Below are 17,669 nucleotides of genomic sequence, written 5' to 3' on the forward strand. Positions count from 1 at the left end.
GGTGGAGAAGCGATTTTCCGCTCACCCGGGCCCACCCCTTCCGTACCTCACAGAGAACCTTTGATGCCCGTACGACCTTTGCTTGCCCCCACGGCTTCTTCGGTAGCCGTACGCACGGCCTTCCTGACAGTGAAGGACGCTGCTGATTACCTCGGCCTCTCACCCCACACCCTTTACGTCTGGCGCCACCGTCGGCAGGGACCACCGAGCTTCCGCATGGGTCCGCGTGGCCGCGTCATGTACCGGCGCGATGCCCTCGACGCCTGGGTTCGTGAGCAGGAGCAGGCCGACTCCCGTTCCAATCCAGATCTCAACCCGCTTACCGCCGCTCTTCGGGAGCGGCCCGCTCGCCTTCCCAGCGCCTGACACTGCGAGCGCCATCCCCGTCCCCATCGTCAAGGAGTTCCACCTGGCCGGCTACATAGAAGACCGATGGCTCAAGAAGCGCCCCAACCCGAAAACCGGCAAGCGTGAACGGACCGCCCTCTACGGCAAGTGCACCCGCTACCGCGTCAAGGGCATCCCCGGTGTCAAGGACCGTTCCTTCGACGCGCTTCAGGATGCCAAGACCTGGCTCGCACAGGCCCAGACCGATGCACGCCGGGGCGAGTTCGTCGATCCGCGCGACGGCGCCATCTCCCTCAAGGACTACATCGCAACCCACTGGTGGCCCACCCAGAGCGGTGACCCATCCACGATCGAGCGGATCGAGCAGAGGGTACGGCGACACATCCTTCCCCACCTGGGTGCTCAGCCGCTCAACGCCATCGGCACGGAAGTCCTGCGCCACTGGAAGAAGCGGCTGGAGAAGGACCTCGGTCCGACCTCCATCCGTCTGGTCTGGGCGACGCTCTCCAGCATCCTCCAGGCCGCGGTCGAGGACCGTCGCCTCGGCCGCAACCCATGCCGGTCCAGCACGGTCGGGCCTCCGCCCGCGGCGCCTGGCAGGGTCGAGGCGTGGCCGCCCGAACGGGTCCTGGCCGTACGAGAGGCCCTGCCGGATCGCTACCGGCTCCTCCTCGTGATCGGAGCAGGACTCGGGCTCCGCCAAGGGGAGGCGCTCGGGCTCTCGGCGGATGACATCGACTTTGAGAAGGAGGTCGTCCACGTCCGGCGGCAGATCAAGATGGTGCGGGCCAAGCTGTGCTTCGCGCTTCCGAAGGGCCGCAAGGTCCGGGACGTGCCGCTGCCGTCCAGCGTGGCCCGGGCCATCCGGCAGCACATGAAGGAGTTCGCGCCGGTGCCGGTCACGCTGCCCTGGGACGACCCGACTCCGCCCAAGACGCCGGTGGAGGCCAAGCATCGACGGCCGAGGACTTACAACCTCCTGGTCACGGGACGCGAGCGGAAGGCCATCAACCGGAACTACTTCAACTCCTACGTGTGGAAGCCCGCTCTGGCCACGGCGGGCGTGATCGCCGCGCTGGACGAGAGCAGCACCGACGGCGCTCGCGTGTGGGAGCCGTCCCGGGAACACGGCTTCCACGCCCTGCGCCACTTCTTCGCCTCCGAGGAATTGGAGGCTGGCGAATCGGTCGTCTCTCTGGCCCGCTGGCTGGGGCACTCCGATCCCGGGTTCACGTTGCGGAAGTATTCCCACTTCCTGCCCCGTGCTGGCGCACGGGGCAGCGCCGCCATCGACGCGATCTTCGCGTAGCTGCGGCTGCGGTCGGTCGGTAGAGCCCGTGGAGCGTGGCTCGTAGCCCGCCGCAGGCCCAAAGTCCCAGAGAAGTCCCACAGATGCCGCCGCACCCCTCCCTGACCCGCTAAATGGCAGGTCAGACGGGGTGTGGCGGCATCGTCGTATCAAATGTCGCGGAAGATTTCGATCTGCGCGCCCACGGAGTTCAGCCGCTCGGCCAGCTCCTCGTAGCCGCGGTTGATGACATACACATTGCGGAGTACGGACGTACCCTCCGCCGCCATCATCGCCAGCAGGACCACCACCGCGGGGCGGAGCGCGGGCGGGCACATCATCTCCGCCGCGCGCCAGCGGGTGGGGCCTTCGACGAGGACGCGGTGGGGGTCGAGCAGCTGGAGCCGGCCGCCGAGGCGGTTGAGGTCGGTGAGGTAGATGGCCCGGTTGTCGTAGACCCAGTCGTGGATCAGGGTCTGGCCCTGGGCGGAGGCCGCGATCGCCGCGAAGAACGGGACGTTGTCGATGTTCAGGCCGGGGAACGGCATGGGGTGGATCTTGTCGATCGGCGCCTCCAGTTTGGAGGGGCGGACCGTCAGGTCGACCAGGCGGGTACGGCCGTTGTCCGCCGTGTACTCGGAGGAGCGGTCGTGGTCGAGCCCCATCTCCTCCAGGACCGCCAGCTCGATTTCGAGGAACTCGATGGGCACCCGGCGGATGGTCAGCTCGGATTCGGTGACCACCGCGGCGGCCAGCAGGCTCATCGCCTCGACCGGGTCCTCGGACGGGGAGTAGTCGACGTCCACGTCGATGGTGGGCACCCCGTGGACCGTGAGGGTGGTGGTGCCGATGCCCTCCACCTCGACCCCCAGCGCCTCCAGGAAGAAGCAGAGGTCCTGGACCATGTAGTTGGAGGAGGCGTTGCGGATGACGGTGACGCCGTCGTGGCGGGCGGCGGCCAGCAGCGCGTTCTCGGTCACCGTGTCGCCGCGTTCGGTCAGGACGATGGGCCGTCCGGAGGACGTCGGGCGTTCGACGCGTGCGTGGTAGAGGCCTTCGGTCGCGGTGATGTCGAGACCGAAGCGGCGCAGCGCGATCATATGGGGTTCGATCGTCCGGGTGCCGAGGTCGCAGCCGCCCGCGTACGGCAGCCGGAAGCTGTCCACGCGGTGCAGCAGCGGGCCGAGGAACATGATGATCGAACGGGTGCGGCGGGCGGCCTCGGCGTCGATGGCGTCCAGGTCCAGCTCGGCCGGGGGCACGATCTCCAGGTCCATGCCCTCGTTGATCCACCGGGTGCGGACGCCGATGGAGTTGAGGACTTCCAGCAGCCGGTAGACCTCTTCGATCCGGGCCACCCGGCGCAGCACCGTACGGCCCTTGTTGAGCAGGGAGCCGCAGAGCAGGGCGACACAGGCGTTCTTACTCGTCTTGACGTCGATGGCGCCGGAGAGCCGGCGGCCGCCGACGACCCGCAGATGCATGGGTCCGGCATAGCCGAGGGAGACGATTTCGCTGTCGAGGGCTTCCCCGATGCGCGCAATCATCTCAAGGCTGATGTTCTGGTTGCCGCGCTCGATGCGGTTGACCGCGCTCTGGCTGGTGCCGAGCGCCTCGGCGAGCTGGCTCTGTGTCCAGCCTCGATGCTGCCGGGCGTCGCGGATGAGCCTGCCGATGCGTACGAGGTAGTCGTCTGCCATGCGGTTGAGGTTATCTCAGATATGAGATGAGGCGCGCGCTGGGGGTGTCAACCGGGTGAGTCGGCGCGCCGGAACCGCCGCGGTTATGACGCTCCGTCGGATCGGCGGCCGGGGCAAGTGGAGGCGGTCCGTCCGGGTGTTGTGGTGGTTCTTCTGCCCGGCGGCCGTGAGCCCATGCCGGGTGCTTCTGTGGTGTGCGTCGCAACGGTTGGATGGTTAATGGGGTCGTTTGTCCGAGTTGACTGTTCGCCGGTGCCGTATCGGCGCGGGCGTCAGTGCCCGTGCCGGGCCGTGCGGGTGGACGGCGGGGCGGCCGCCGTCCCGTGGGCGCTACCCCTTCGCCGCGCCGATGACTTCGTCGAGTACGTCCCGGGACCGCATCAGCTCCCCGATCAGCCCGTCGATCCGCTGCCGCTCCTCGGTCAGCCAGATCACCAACTGGGGCGTGGCCGTCTCCGCCGGACCGCCGTCGCTGTCCCGCATGCACGGCAGCACCCGGCCGATCATCTCGGTGTTCAGTCCGGCCGCGAGCAGCTCCTGGATATGGACGACCCGGTCGACGGCCGCCTCGGAGTAGTCCCGATGGCCGCCGGGGGTGCGGTCGGAGGCCAGCAGCTCCCGCTTCTCGTAGTAGCGCAGCGACCGTTCGCTCACGCCCGTCCGCCGGGCCAGTTCACCGATCCGCATCCCGCACCCCCGTTTCCGGCGCCCCCGGTGCCGTACCGTACCGAAGACTTGAACCTGACATCCGTGTCAGATTTTACGGTACGGGCATGACGAACTCACCCCTGTTCACGCCCTTCGCCCTCGGCCCCCTCCGTCTCCCCAACCGCATCGTCATGGCCCCCATGACCCGCTTCCGCGCGGCCGAGGACGGCACCCCGCTGCCCGTCGTCGCCGACTACTACGCCCAGCGCGCGAGCGCCGGACTGCTGATCACCGAGGGCATCTGGCCGAGCCGGGCCGGGCAGGCGGGCCGGCGGATGCCCGGTCTGGAGAGCGCGGAGCACATCCGCGGCTGGCGCGCGGTCACCGACGCCGTACACGGGGCCGGCGGGCGGATCTACGCCCAGTTGATGCACGGCGGACGGCACGGGCACCCGCTGTCCCGGCTGTCCGGCGATATCCCCGCGGGCCCCTCCGCCGTGCCGCTGCCGGACCCGGTCCATATCCGCGACGGCGTCAAGGCCGATCCACCCGTACCCCGGGCGATGACCGCGGACGAGATCCGGCAGGCGGTGCACGACCATGTTGCCGCCGCCCGCAACGCGATCGAAGCCGGATTCGACGGCGTCGAACTCCACGGCGCCAACAGCTATCTCATCCACCAGTTCCTGGGCGACAACACGAACCTCCGGGACGACGCCTACGGGCGCGGCAGCGTCGCCGACCGGATCCGCTTCCCCCTGGAGGTGGTTTCCGCCGTCGCCGCCGCGATCGGCGCCGGGCGCACCGCGCTGCGGCTCTCGCCCGGAAACCCGCAGGAGGGCATGGTCGAGAACGATCCGGGCCCGGTCTACCGCCCCCTCGTCACCGAGGTGAACCGGCTCGGCCTCGCCTATCTGCACCTGATCGACGACGACCGCTATCCCGCCCTCGCGGAGCTGCTGCCGCTCTGGGACGGGCCCGTCATCGCGAACATCGGCGAGAACCGCGAGGCCACCACCAAGGAAGGCGGCGAGGCGGTCCTCTCCGAGGGCGTGGCCGATCTGGTCTCGTACGGCCGCTCCTTCATCGCCAACCCCGACCTGCCGGAACGGTTCGCCGCCGGTGCGCCCCTGGCCGGTGTCGACTGGCCCCACCTCTACACCCACGGAGCCCGCGGCTACTCCGACTACCCCCGCCGTGCCCCCGCCCCGACCCGGGTGGAGGCCTGATCCCGGCCCGGCGCGCGCCGGGTCGACCCGGGCGCGATCGCACGGCCCGCGCCCCGGGGCGCGGGCCGTGCCCGTACCGGCCCATGAGTGACGGCGGACACCCCCGCCCCGGGGTGCCCGCGCATGACCGTGCCGCGGTGATGTACTAGAGTTATCTCGACATCGAGATAACTGCCCGGGCGTACCGCAGCCGCCATCCCGGTAAGGGTTACCTAACTAAGCCCTACCTTAGCGGATCGGCGAGGGGCCGTGGCGGCAGCATGGACGTAGTACGCGCACTTTGATGAAGGAGACTGTCGTGTCGGCGAACAGCTTCGACGCCCGCAGCACGCTGCGCGTGGGTGACGAGTCGTACGAAATCTTCCGGCTGGACAAGGTCGAGGGCTCCGCGCGGCTGCCCTACAGCCTGAAGGTGCTGCTGGAGAACCTGCTCCGCACCGAGGACGGCGCGAACATCACCGCCGACCACATCCGGGCGCTCGGCGGCTGGGACTCCCAGGCCCAGCCCAGCCAGGAGATCCAGTTCACGCCGGCCCGCGTCATCATGCAGGACTTCACCGGTGTGCCCTGCGTCGTCGACCTCGCCACCATGCGCGAGGCCGTCAAGGAGCTGGGCGGCGACCCGGCGAAGATCAACCCGCTGGCGCCGGCCGAACTGGTCATCGACCACTCCGTCATCGCCGACAAGTTCGGCACCAACGACGCCTTCGCCCAGAACGTGGAGCTGGAGTACGGCCGCAACAAGGAGCGCTACCAGTTCCTGCGCTGGGGCCAGACCGCCTTCGACGAGTTCAAGGTCGTCCCGCCGGGCACCGGCATCGTCCACCAGGTGAACATCGAGCACCTGGCCCGTACCGTCATGGTCCGCGGCGGCCAGGCGTACCCGGACACCCTCGTCGGCACCGACTCGCACACCACCATGGTCAACGGCCTCGGTGTGCTCGGCTGGGGCGTCGGCGGTATCGAGGCCGAGGCCGCGATGCTCGGCCAGCCGGTCTCCATGCTCATCCCGCGCGTCGTCGGCTTCAAGCTGACCGGTGAGCTGACCCCCGGCACCACCGCCACCGACCTGGTGCTGACCATCACCGAGATGCTCCGCAAGCACGGTGTCGTCGGCAAGTTCGTCGAGTTCTACGGCGAGGGCGTGGCCGCCACCTCCCTCGCCAACCGCGCCACCATCGGCAATATGTCCCCCGAGTTCGGCTCCACCGCCGCGACCTTCCCGATCGACGGCGAGACGCTGAACTACCTGCGGCTCACCGGCCGCTCGGCGCAGCAGGTCGCGCTGGTCGAGGCGTACGCCAAGGAGCAGGGCCTCTGGCTGGACCCGGCCGCCGAGCCGGACTTCTCGGAGAAGCTGGAGCTGGACCTCGCGACGGTCGTCCCCTCCATCGCCGGTCCGAAGCGCCCCCAGGACCGCATCGTCCTCGCGAACGCCGCCGCGCAGTTCGCCCAGGACGTCCGCAACTACGTCGACGACGACGAGGAGGCGGGCAAGGAGTCCTTCCCGGCCTCCGACGCCCCGGCCGCGGCCAACGGTGTCCCGTCCCGCCCGACGCAGGTCACGGCCCCCGACGGCACGACGTACGAGATCGACCACGGCGCCGTCACCGTCGCCGCGATCACCTCCTGCACCAACACCTCGAACCCGTACGTCATGGTCGCCGCCGCCCTGGTGGCGAAGAAGGCGGTCGAGAAGGGCCTCACCCGCAAGCCGTGGGTGAAGACGACCCTCGCCCCGGGCTCCAAGGTCGTCACCGACTACTTCGACAAGGCGGGCCTCACCCCCTACCTCGACAAGGTCGGCTTCAACCTCGTCGGCTACGGCTGCACCACCTGCATCGGCAACTCCGGCCCGCTGCCGGAGGAGGTCTCCAAGGCCGTCAACGAGCACGATCTGGCCGTCACCTCGGTGCTCTCCGGCAACCGCAACTTCGAGGGCCGGATCAACCCCGACGTCAAGATGAACTACCTGGCGTCCCCGCCGCTGGTCGTCGCCTACGCCATCGCCGGTTCGATGAAGGTCGACATCACCCGTGACGCCCTGGGCATCGACCAGGACGGCAAGCCGGTCCACCTCCAGGACATCTGGCCGTCCGAGGCCGAGGTCAACGAGGTCGTCGCCAACGCCATCGGCGAGGACATGTTCAACAAGTCCTACCAGGACGTCTTCGCCGGAGACGCCCAGTGGCAGGCGCTGTCCATCCCGACGGGCAACACCTTCGAGTGGGACGCCGAGTCCACCTACGTCCGCAAGCCCCCGTACTTCGAGGGCATGCAGATGGAGCCCTCGCCGGTCACCGACATCGCCGGCGCCCGGGTGCTCGCCAAGCTCGGCGACTCGGTCACCACCGACCACATCTCCCCGGCCGGCGCCATCAAGGCCGACACCCCGGCGGGCAAGTACCTCACGGAGCACGGCGTCGCGCGCCGCGATTTCAACTCCTACGGTTCGCGCCGGGGCAACCACGAGGTCATGATCCGCGGCACCTTCGCCAACATCCGGCTGCGCAACCAGATCGCGCCGGGCACCGAGGGCGGCTTCACCCGCGACTTCACCCAGGACGGCGGCCCGGTGTCGTTCATCTACGACGCCTCCCGCAACTACATCGAGCAGGGCACCCCGCTGGTGATCCTCGCGGGCAAGGAGTACGGCTCCGGCTCCTCCCGCGACTGGGCCGCCAAGGGCACCGCGCTGCTCGGCGTCAAGGCCGTCGTCGCCGAGTCGTACGAGCGCATCCACCGCTCCAACCTGATCGGCATGGGCGTCCTCCCGCTCCAGTTCCCGGAGGGCGCGAGCGCCGAGGCACTCGGTCTGACCGGCGAGGAGACCTTCTCCGTCTCCGGTGTCACCGAACTCAACGAGGGCACCACCCCGCGCACGGTGAAGGTCACCACCGACACCGGTGTGGAGTTCGACGCGGTCGTCCGCATCGACACCCCCGGCGAGGCGGACTACTACCGCAACGGCGGCATCATGCAGTACGTCCTGCGGAACCTGATCCGCGGCTGACGCGCCACCGGCACCACGAGGGCCGCACTCCCCGGTTCGGGGGGTGCGGCCCTCGGCCGTACCGGGGTTCACGCCAGCAGTTCGACCTCCGCCAGCAGCACCGGGCCGCCGCCCGCCGCCACCAGCCGGTAGCGGTCGTACGCGGCGGGCCGGGCGACCGTGAACGCCCGGGTCTGCCGGTCCCAGGCGAAGGACTCGCCCGACCGCCGGTCCACCTCCCGCCAGCTCTCCCCGTCCCGTGCCCCCTCCAGCACCCACCCCGACGGCGCCTTCGCCCGGTCCGCCGAGGTCAGCGTGTACTGCACGGCCCGGGTCGCCCCCGGCACCGCGAGTTCCACCGCCGAGAACTCCGCCGATGTCGCCGACGTGTCGTCGGTCAGCGCGCCCCCGGGCCGGACCGCGTCCCGCCGCGGCGCGGGCACCCGGTCGTCCGTCGTGATCGAGACCGGCCCGGCGCCCGGGCCCGTACCCCAGGACGACGGCCGCGGGCCCATCGCGAACTCCAGCGTGCCGCCCCGGGCGATCGCGGAGTGCGGCAGCGCGGTGGACGTCCACCGCTCGCCGTTCACCTTCAGCCCCTGGACATAGACGTTCTCCGCGCTGTTCCGCGGCGCCTTCACCACCAGCTTCCGGCCGCTCCCCAGATCCACCGTCATCCGGGTGAAGAGCGGTGAGCCGATCGCGTACTCCCCGCTGCCCATGACCAGCGGATAGAAGCCCAGAGCCGAGAAGAGCCACCACGCCGACTGCTCGCCGTTGTCCTCGTCGCCGTGGTAGCCCTGACCGATCTCGCTGCCGGTGTAGAGCCGGGAGAGCACCTCCCGGACCTTCTCCTGCGTCTTCCAGGGCTGCCCTGCCGCGTTGTACATGTACGGGACGTGGTGGGCGACCTGGTTGGAGTGCCCGTACATGCCCATCCGGACGTCCCTGGCCTCCGTCATCTCATGGATGACCATGCCGTACGAACCCTGGAACTCGGGCGAAGCGGTCTCCGGAGTGCTGAAGTACGCGTCGAGCTTGCGCGCCAGACCCGGCCGGCCGCCGTGGAGATTGGCCAGACCCCGGCTGTCCTGGACCGCCGTGAAGGCATAGCCCCAGCCGTTGGTCTCCGTGTAGTCGTAACCCCAGACCCGGGGGTCGTACCGGGCACTCGGCACCCGCCAGCCGCCCGCCGGGGTCCGGCCCTGGAAGAAACCGGCGTCCCGGTCGAAGAGGGCGGTGTAGTTGCGGGCCCGGTTGAGGAAGTACGCGGCCTCCTCCCGGTAGCGCGCCTTCCCGGTCTGCCGGTGCAGGGCCTGCGCCATCTTCGCGATGCCGTAGTCGTTGAGATGCCCCTCCAGGGACCAGGAGAGGCCCTCGTGGGTGGCGGTCGAGGCATAGCCGGTGAACGGGGAGGTCTCCATGCCCTTGCGGCCCACCCCGGACACGGGCGGGACCACGGTCGCGTTCTTCAGCGCCGCCTCGTACGCGGCCGTCGCGTCGAAACCGCGCACCCCCTTGACGTACGCGTCCGCGAACGCCACGTCCGAACTGGTGCCCGTCATCAAGTCGGCATAGCCGGGGGAGGACCAGCGGGAGATCCAGCCGCCGTCGCGGTACTGCTGGACGAAGCCGTCGGCCAGCTCGCCCGCCCGCTCCGGAGCGAACAGGGCGTACGCGGGCCAGGTGGTGCGGTAGGTGTCCCAGAAACCGTTGTTGACATACACCCTGCCGTCGGTGATCTTCGCGCCGGTACGGGTCGGGGTGTCCTCGGAGACCATCGGCGCAAACGGGCTCGCGTACTGGTACCGCGGCCGGGACCGGGTGCCCGTCTGCTCGTAACCGGAATTCGGATAGAGGTACAGCCGATAGAGGCTGGAGTAGAGCGTGACGAGCTGGTCCTCGGTGGCGCCCTCGACCTCCACCCGGCCCAGCAACCGCTCCCAGGCCTTCTTCGCCCGCTCTTTGACCTGGTCGAAGCCGGTTCCCTCGGGTATCTGGTCCGCCAGGTTCTTCTTCGCCTGGTCGATGCCGATCAGTGACGTGGCGATCCGCAGATTGACCGTACGGTCCGCTCCGGCATCGAAGCGGAAGTAGCCCCCGACGCCTTCGGCGGAGGAGCCGACGACCGGCGCGTCGAAGACGCCGTAGACGAAGAGCCGGGTCGCGCCGGCCGAGAGACCGCTCTTGACGTCCGAGTAGCCGGTGAACGAGGAAGTGCCCGGGTCGAGGGTCAGACCGCCCTGCCGGGTGACGTTGTCGAACACGATGCCCGTATCGTCACCGGGGTAGCGGAAACGCATGGCCGCGGCGTGGTCGGTCGGTGTCACCTCGGCCCTCAGACCGTTCTCGAAGGTGACGCCGTAGTAGTGCGGGCGGGCGGTCTCGTTCTCGTGGCGGAAGGCGAGACCGCGCTCGTCACGGCCGGTGGGCGGCGCACCCGCCGCCGCAGACGGCATCACCTGGAAGGTCTGCCGGTCACCCATCCAGGGGCTCGGCTGGTGGCTCGCGCTGAACGCCTTGACCACGGGCAGGTTCCGCTCGTCGTTGCCGCGCTGGTACTCGTACAGCCAGCTCGTCGAATCGGCGAGGGTGACCGGGGTCCAGAAGTTGAAGCCGTGCGGCACGGCGGTCGCGGGGAAGGTGTTGCCGCGGGAGAACCAGAAGGCGGAGTTGGTGCCACGGGTGGTGACCGCGTAGTCCACCACGCTCTCCCGCCGCTCCGCCGGGGGCTTCGGGGCGATCCGCACATCGTCCAGCCAGCCCTGGAACTTCGCCGGGCCACGGACGGAGTCGTAACCGACCAGGATCCGGTCGACGGTCTTCCCCGCGGCGACCGTGCCGACGGCGGCGGAGACCGCGTTCCACTGGTTGACGTAGAGCCGTTTGGCATCGCCCTGGCCCCGCGGTGTCAGCGCACCGCCGTGGCTGTCGGTGGCGCCCAGTCCGCTCAGATAGGTGCCGTCGGTGAAGGCGAGATCGACGGCGACATGGGTGGCCGGATAGTTCAGGTCGGTCTCCGGCATCGACGGGAAGACCCGGTACGACAGCTCGGTGTCCCGGCCGACCGGGGTGTGGACGTCGAAGACCTTGTTGTACGAGTACGCCCGGCCCGCGGCCTCGTGGGTGCCGGTGTAGCGCAGCGCCCGCAGCCCGGTGAAGCCCGCGTTCGCCTTGGCGGTGGGGGAGGAGCGGGGACCGCGGTCGACCAGGGAGCGCATATCGGCGGGCGGCGGCGGGGCCGTACCGCCGTCGGAGAACTGGACATCGGCCAGCTGGGTGAGCCCGGCCCCGTTGTTGCGGGTGATCTCCAGTCGATAGCGGGCGTACGGGACGATATCCGCCGGGTTCCCGATTTCATAGGTTCTGGTGTGAAAGCGTTCAGGGAAGGACTCGCCCTCGCGCCGGTCCAGCACTCGCCATTCCCGGCCGTCCACCGAGGCTTTGAGGGTCCAGTCCCGAGGATCTCGTTCGGGATGATCATTGGCCGAGGTCAGTGCGTACCGGGCGACCGTCACCGGGGTTTCGGTGTCGAACTCGACCCAGGAAGTACTGGCGAATTCCAGCCATTTTGTCGTCGGCTGGAGATCGACCAGATTCTCTTTCACCTCGCCGCTGCTCGCGTTCTCTCCACTCGCCCGGACCGTGATCACCCGATCGGTGACATTGCCCGGTATTCCGGCGGTGAATCCGCCGTTGACGCCTGATGACCGCTTCTGGCCGTCCACCCCGACTTCAACGGTATTGCGCCAGTCCGGCGGGCGTTCGTCCGCCTCGAAGGAGGAGTGGAAGGTGCGGTCGGCCGGATCCGCGGGAGCGGCCGGGGCCCGGGCGGCGGCCGGCTGGGCGGTGAGGGCCGACGCCAGGGTCAGCAGGGCGGTGGCGGCGGCGACGGCCGCCGTACGGAGCGGTCTCCGGTGCGGTGCGGCCGGCCTGGGCCGGCGTCCGGGTCTGGCCATTCACGGGCCCTTCTTCTGGAGGAAAGCCCCCGTTCGGGCGGCGTTACCCCGATTGGCAACGTTGTCAAAATGCTGCGCAGGCTCCAGTAGGAAGGGGAGTGACCTGCGGTGTCAAGGGTGCTGACGCGGCATCGGGCAGGTATAGCCGGGTGACGCCCTTGGAATCGGCCATTCCGCGAAGAATGATCAGGTCATGTGCGCATCCGCACGTCAGGGACGCGTTGAGTGAGATATCCGAACGGTCTCAACTAGGGAAAGCTTGACGGTCAACCTTGCTCTTGATCTTGCTCCCCTTGAGGGAAGTGGACTATACCTGTCGGCGTCCGGGCGACATGTCGATGAGACCGCTCGGGCCAGGGGGAACAAGGCCCGTGGGCTGTCGCGTGCCGTAACGCGACCACTGCTGCCGTGGTCTCCCGGAGAAAGGTGCACTACCCAAGCTTCACTGAGTTTCCCTGCGGGAAATCACAGCAATTCACCGCGGTGGCGGGGCCCTGCGCCGGGAGGCGACACGGACGGGCGACTTGTTCACCGCCTGAGTCCTGATGAAGGCGAGGACTTGAGCATGGGATCCACCTCCGCCAACGACAACGGGGGCCTCGGCCGCCGCAAACTGATCCAGCGCTCCGCGGCGCTCGGTCTGCTGACCGTCCCCACCGTGGGCTTTCTGTCCGGCTGCGCCAGCGGTGACGGTGACAAGAACGACGAGGTCAAGCAGGGCACCAAGTCCGCGAAGAACCCGCTCGCGGTCAACGAGTCGGCTCCGCTCGACTTCGTCCTGTTCGACGGCGGCTTCGGCCAGCAGTACGCCAAGGACGCCGTCAAGATCTACGAGAAGAACTTCCCCAAGGCCAAGGTGAAGTTCCACGCCACCCAGGCCATCCAGACCGAGCTCCAGCCGCGGTTCAACGGCGGCACCCCGCCGGACCTGATCGACAACTCCGGCAAAGAGCAGATGGACATGGGTGCGCTGGTCGGCCAGAACCAGCTCACCGATCTGACCGCGCTGCTGGACGCCGCCTCCTACGACGACCCCAACAAGAAGGTCCGCGACACCCTGCGGCCGGGCATCGTCGAGATGGGCCAGTTCGAGGGCAGCCAGGTCTGGATGCTCTACTACGCCTACACCGTCTACGGCGTCTGGTACTCGAAGAAGCTGCTGGACTCCCTTGAGGTCACCTACCCCGAGACCTGGGACCAGATGCTCGCCGTCTGCGAGAAGGCCAAGGCCAAGGGCATCGCCGCCTGGACGTACGCGGGTGTCCACCCGTACTACATCCCCTTCACCCTCTTCCCGATGATCGCCAAGCGCGGCGGTGCCGATGTGCTCAAGGCCATCGACAACCTGGAGCCGAACGCCTGGAAGCACCCGGCGGTCAAGGACTGTTTCGAGGCGTACTACGAGCTGAAGAAGAAGGGGTACGTCCTCGACGGCACCCCCGGTCTGGACCACATCCAGTCGCAGACCAAGTGGACCGAGGGCAAGGCGCTCTTCATCCCCAACGGCTCCTGGGTGGAGAACGAGGCGTCGAAGACCATGCCGAAGGACTTCGACCTCGCCGTCGGCGCCCCCACCGGCATCGACTCCAGCGACAAGATGCCCTTCGGTACCCTCTGGGCCTCCGGTGGCGAGCCGTTCATCGTCCCCTCCAAGGCGAAGAACAAGGAGGGCGGCATGGAGCAGCTCCGCATCATGCTCAGCGAGGCCTCCTCCAAGGGCTTCACCCAGTCAGTGAAGTCCCTCAGCGCCTTCAACGGCGGCACCGACGGTATCGACCTGACCCCGGGCATGAAGTCCGTCGTCGCCACCCTGGAGAAGGCGGGCACCAATGTGGTCAACCCGCGGATCGGCGACTGGTACACCGTCCTTCTGAAGGAGAAGATCGGTACTGCCGGTCTGGGCGAGATGATGGCGGGCCGGCTCACCCCCGCCGAGACCATCAAGCGCATCCAGGGCTTCGCCGACGAGACGGCGAAGGACGCCTCCATCAAGAAGTTCAAGCGCCAGTGAACCCTGTCGGGGCCCCGTCCGGCCGACCGGGAACGGGGCCCCGGCTCTCCACACGGCACCAGCGGTGCTTTCCGCGGGAAGATCGGGGTCGGTAGGAATGCAGCACGGCAAGTACCGTTTCATCGTGGGGTTCCTGGTGGTACCCCTGGCGCTCTACGCGCTCTTCGTCATCTGGCCGTTCATCCAGGCCATCTTCTACTCGTTCACCAACTGGACGGGCCTGAGCCCCGAGTTCAAGATGATCGGCTTCGACAACTACTCCAGAATGCTGGAGGACGATGTCTTCTGGAAGGCGCTCCAGCACAGCCTGGTCTTCGCGGTGGTCCTGCCGCTGGTGACGATCGGACTCGCGCTCTTCTTCGCCTTCATGATCAACGTCGGTGGGCGCCGGAGGAAGGGAGCCGCCGTCGCGGGAGTCCGCGGCTCCGGCTTCTACAAGATCGTGTACTTCTTCCCGCAGGTGCTGTCGATCGCGATCGTGGCGCTGCTGTTCAAGTTCGCGTACAACCCGTCGGACGGCGCCATCAACTCCGCGCTGAAGGCCGTCGGTCTCGGCAGTATCCAGCCGGAGTGGCTCGGCGACCCCGATCTGGCGCTGATCTGTGTGATGGTCGTTCTGGTCTGGTCGACGGTCGGCTTCTTCGTGGTCCTCTTCTCCGCGGGCATGGCCTCCATCCCCAGGGACTTCTACGAGGCGGCGCTGCTGGACGGCGCCAACCGCTTCACCACCTTCTTCCGGATCACCCTGCCGCTGCTCTGGGACACCGTGCAGTCGGGGTGGATCTACATGGGCATCCTCGCGCTGGGCGCGGAGTCCTTCGCGGTCGTCCACATCATGACCGTGGGCCCGAGCGGCGGCGGCCCGGACTACTCGACGATCGTCCTGCCGCTGTACGTGTACCAGAAGGCGTTCGGCCCCGGCCAGGCCGCCTACGCGACGACCATCGGTGTCGCCCTGCTCCTCGTCACGCTGCTGTTCGCGGCCGTGGTGATGCGGCTGGGCCGGCGCGAGCGGCTGGAGTTCTGAGATGAAGACGACAGACACCATTCCCGAGGGCGTGGCGGGCGACGGTTCCGAGCCGGCTCCGGCGGCCACCACCCCGGAGCGCGCGGGATCGCGCTCCGCGCCGGCGGCGGAGAAGGGCGAGGGCCAGGTCCTCAACGTCTTCTCGCACGGCATGCTGATCCTCTGGGCGTTCATGGTCGTGATCCCGCTCCTGTGGGCGGTGATGAGCTCCTTCAAGACCGACAAGGCGATCTTCACCGAGCCCTGGTCGCTGCCCGACAAGCTGCACTTCGAGAACTGGTCGCGCGCCTGGACCGAGGCGCATATGAGCGACTACTTCCTCAACACCGTGATGGTGGTGGGCGGTTCGCTCGCGGGCACCCTGCTGCTGGGGTCGATGGCGGCGTACGTACTGGCGCGTTTCGAGTTCCCCGGCAACCGGTTCATCTACTTCCTCTTCATCGGAGGGATGAGCTTCCCGGTCATCCTGGCGCTGGTGCCGCTCTTCTACGTACTCCAGAACATGTCCATGCTGAACACGCTGCACGGACTGATCCTGGTCTACATCGCCTACTCGCTGCCGTTCACCGTCTTCTTCCTGACGGCCTTCTTCCGGACCCTGCCGTCCTCGGTGGCCGAGGCGGCATTCGTGGACGGCGCCTCGCACACCAGGACGTTCTTCCAGGTGATGCTGCCGATGGCGAAGCCCGGACTGATCAGCGTGGGCATCTTCAACTTCCTCGGCCAGTGGAACCAGTATCTGCTGCCGACCGTGCTCAACACCGATCCCGAGCGGAAGGTGCTCTCGCAGGGCCTGGTGCAGCTGGCCGTCAGCCAGGGCTACAAGGGCGACTACTCGGGCCTCATGGCCGGTCTGGTGATGGCGATGCTGCCCGTGCTGGCCGCGTACATCATCTTCCAGCGGCAGGTGGTGGCCGGACTGACGGCGGGCGCGGTGAAGTAGCCCGGCCGGCCACCGGCTCCGCGCCCACCCTCTCCGCACCCGCCCGCGCCCCCCGGGGGCGCCTGGTACGGACGCCCCTCGGCTGAGGTCCCGCCGGGGGGCGTCGTCATGGTGAGTCCAGCTCTTGACGCGATCCTCCGATAAGGGGCAGCTTGGAGTTCACAAGTTGTACGCAAGCGCGGTAGGAGTGGTGAGTCCATGGAGACGCCGGGTTCGCAGACGTCCCTGCACCGGGCCAATCTGGAACGGGTGGTGCGGGCGGTCCGGATGGCCGGATCGCTGACCCAGGCCGAGATCGCCCGGAGCACCGGACTCTCCGCCGCCACCGTATCCAATATCGTCCGCGAACTGAAGGAGAGCGGAACCGTCGAGGTCACGCCCACTTCGGCGGGTGGCCGACGGGCCCGGTCGATCTCCCTGAGCAGCGATGCGGGTGTCGTCGTCGGGGTGGATTTCGGCCATACGCATCTGCGGGTCGCGATCGCCAACCTCGCCCATGAGGTGCTCGCCGAGGACGCGGAGCCGCTGGACGTCGACTCCTCGGCCGGTACGGGCTTCGACCGCGCCGAGCGGATGGTCGCCCGGCTGATCGCGGCCACCGGCGCAGGTCCTGGCAAGGTGCTCGGCGTCGGTCTGGGGGTGCCGGGGCCGATCGACGGGGAGTCCGGGGTCATCGGCGCGACCTCCATGCTGCCCGGCTGGGTCGGCTCCAACCCCGGCAAGGAGATGTCGGAGCGGCTCGGCGTCCCCGTCCATGTGGACAACGATGCCAATCTGGGGGCGCTGGGGGAGCTGGTCTGGGGCGCCGCCCGGGGCGTGGCCGATCTGGCGTATCTGAAGGTCGCGGGCGGTGTCGGGGCCGGTCTGGTGATGGGCGGGCGGATCTACCGCGGCCCCGGGGGCACGGCGGGCGAGGTCGGCCACCTCACCCTCGACGAGTCGGGCCCGGTCTGCCGCTGCGGCAACCGCGGCTGTCTGGAGACCTTCGCCGCGGTGCCGTACGTGCTGCCGCTGCTGGAGCGCGCGCACGGGCCGGGGCTGACCATGGACCGGGTGGTCGCACTGGCCCGGGAGGGCGATCCGGGCTGCCGCCGGGTGATCGCGGACACCGGCCGGCATGTGGCGGTGGGGGTGGGCGCGCTCTGCAATCTGCTCAATCCACGGGTGATCGTGGTCGGCGGGGAGATCGCCGAGGCCGGTGAGCTGCTGCTGGCGCCGCTGCGCTCCGCCCTGACCCGCTACGCGATCCCGACCGCGGCCCGGCATCTCACGGTGGTCAAGGGCGCGCTCGGCGCCCGGGCCGAAGTCCTGGGCGGGATCGCCCTGGTGCTGAGCGAAATGGGTGAACCGGCCCTGCTGCCGGGGAGCTTCCCGGGTATCCGACCGGTCCTGTGAATCCTCTTCACCGGAAGAATGCGTCTTCACTTAGAGAACGCATGGCACCGTTGTCATCTCGTTAAGAATTTACTCCTTGACGCTGGCTGTGGGGCGGAGTTGACTGCCTGCCACCTCGGCCGCACCGGC

At 68.6% G+C, this 17,669-nt stretch carries 11 protein-coding genes; 8 read left to right on the forward strand and 3 right to left on the reverse strand.

Annotation, left to right across the window (positions count from 1 at the left end; translation table 11 throughout):
- Window positions 1-63 precede the first annotated feature (63 nt).
- Both ACIQ9E_RS01365 and ACIQ9E_RS01370 read left to right on the forward strand, forming a co-directional pair.
- Window positions 64-366: a helix-turn-helix transcriptional regulator gene (locus ACIQ9E_RS01365; protein ID WP_403700130.1), complete on the forward strand. Its 303-nt coding sequence runs from the start codon at window positions 64-66 to the stop codon at window positions 364-366.
- Window positions 272-1,657, forward strand: a complete 1,386-nt coding sequence (locus ACIQ9E_RS01370; RefSeq protein WP_403700133.1) for a tyrosine-type recombinase/integrase — start codon at window positions 272-274, stop codon at window positions 1,655-1,657. Before ACIQ9E_RS01365 ends, ACIQ9E_RS01370 begins: the two co-directional genes overlap by 95 nt.
- Before the next feature lie 149 nt (window positions 1,658-1,806).
- On the opposite strand, the gene ACIQ9E_RS01375 is transcribed toward ACIQ9E_RS01370, so the two are convergent.
- Window positions 1,807-3,336: a helix-turn-helix domain-containing protein gene (locus ACIQ9E_RS01375; RefSeq protein WP_403700136.1), complete on the reverse strand. Its 1,530-nt coding sequence runs from the start codon at window positions 3,334-3,336 to the stop codon at window positions 1,807-1,809.
- Between the two features lie 330 nt (window positions 3,337-3,666).
- Entirely contained in the window at window positions 3,667-4,023 is a 357-nt protein-coding gene (locus ACIQ9E_RS01380; RefSeq protein ID WP_403700139.1) for a MerR family transcriptional regulator, read from the reverse strand.
- Window positions 4,024-4,109: 86 nt separating this feature from the next.
- Between ACIQ9E_RS01380 and ACIQ9E_RS01385 the strand changes: the two genes are divergently transcribed.
- A complete protein-coding gene (locus tag ACIQ9E_RS01385; RefSeq protein WP_403700142.1) occupies window positions 4,110-5,213 on the forward strand; it encodes an alkene reductase in 1,104 nt (367 codons plus the stop codon).
- A 298-nt stretch (window positions 5,214-5,511) separates the two neighbouring features.
- Window positions 5,512-8,226 carry an aconitate hydratase AcnA gene (gene acnA / locus ACIQ9E_RS01390; protein ID WP_403700145.1) on the forward strand — a complete coding sequence of 905 codons (2,715 nt, stop codon included), beginning with the start codon at window positions 5,512-5,514 and terminating at the stop codon, window positions 8,224-8,226.
- 68 nt (window positions 8,227-8,294) lie between these two features.
- On the opposite strand, the gene ACIQ9E_RS01395 is transcribed toward acnA, so the two are convergent.
- On the reverse strand, window positions 8,295-12,164 hold the full coding sequence (locus ACIQ9E_RS01395; protein ID WP_403700148.1) for a GH92 family glycosyl hydrolase: 3,870 nt from the start codon (window positions 12,162-12,164) through the stop codon (window positions 8,295-8,297).
- A 565-nt stretch (window positions 12,165-12,729) separates the two neighbouring features.
- On the opposite strand from ACIQ9E_RS01395, the gene ngcE reads away from it, so the two are divergent.
- From ngcE to ACIQ9E_RS01415, 4 genes are all read left to right on the forward strand, one after another.
- Window positions 12,730-14,175: an N-acetylglucosamine/diacetylchitobiose ABC transporter substrate-binding protein gene (ngcE, locus tag ACIQ9E_RS01400; protein WP_403700150.1), complete on the forward strand. Its 1,446-nt coding sequence runs from the start codon at window positions 12,730-12,732 to the stop codon at window positions 14,173-14,175.
- 97 nt (window positions 14,176-14,272) lie between these two features.
- Window positions 14,273-15,202, forward strand: coding sequence for a carbohydrate ABC transporter permease (locus tag ACIQ9E_RS01405; protein WP_403700153.1), 930 nt, complete (start codon window positions 14,273-14,275; stop codon window positions 15,200-15,202).
- 1 nt (window position 15,203) lies between these two features.
- Entirely contained in the window at window positions 15,204-16,145 is a 942-nt protein-coding gene (locus ACIQ9E_RS01410; RefSeq protein ID WP_403700156.1) for a carbohydrate ABC transporter permease, read from the forward strand.
- A gap of 198 nt (window positions 16,146-16,343) precedes the next feature.
- Complete coding sequence (locus ACIQ9E_RS01415; RefSeq protein WP_403700159.1) at window positions 16,344-17,540, forward strand: ROK family protein; 1,197 nt, start codon at window positions 16,344-16,346, stop codon at window positions 17,538-17,540.
- Window positions 17,541-17,669: the final 129 nt, after the last annotated feature.

Origin of the sequence: Streptomyces sp. NPDC094448 (genome assembly GCF_044763775.1) — a bacterium.
Taxonomy (GTDB): Bacteria; Actinomycetota; Actinomycetes; order Streptomycetales; family Streptomycetaceae; genus Streptomyces.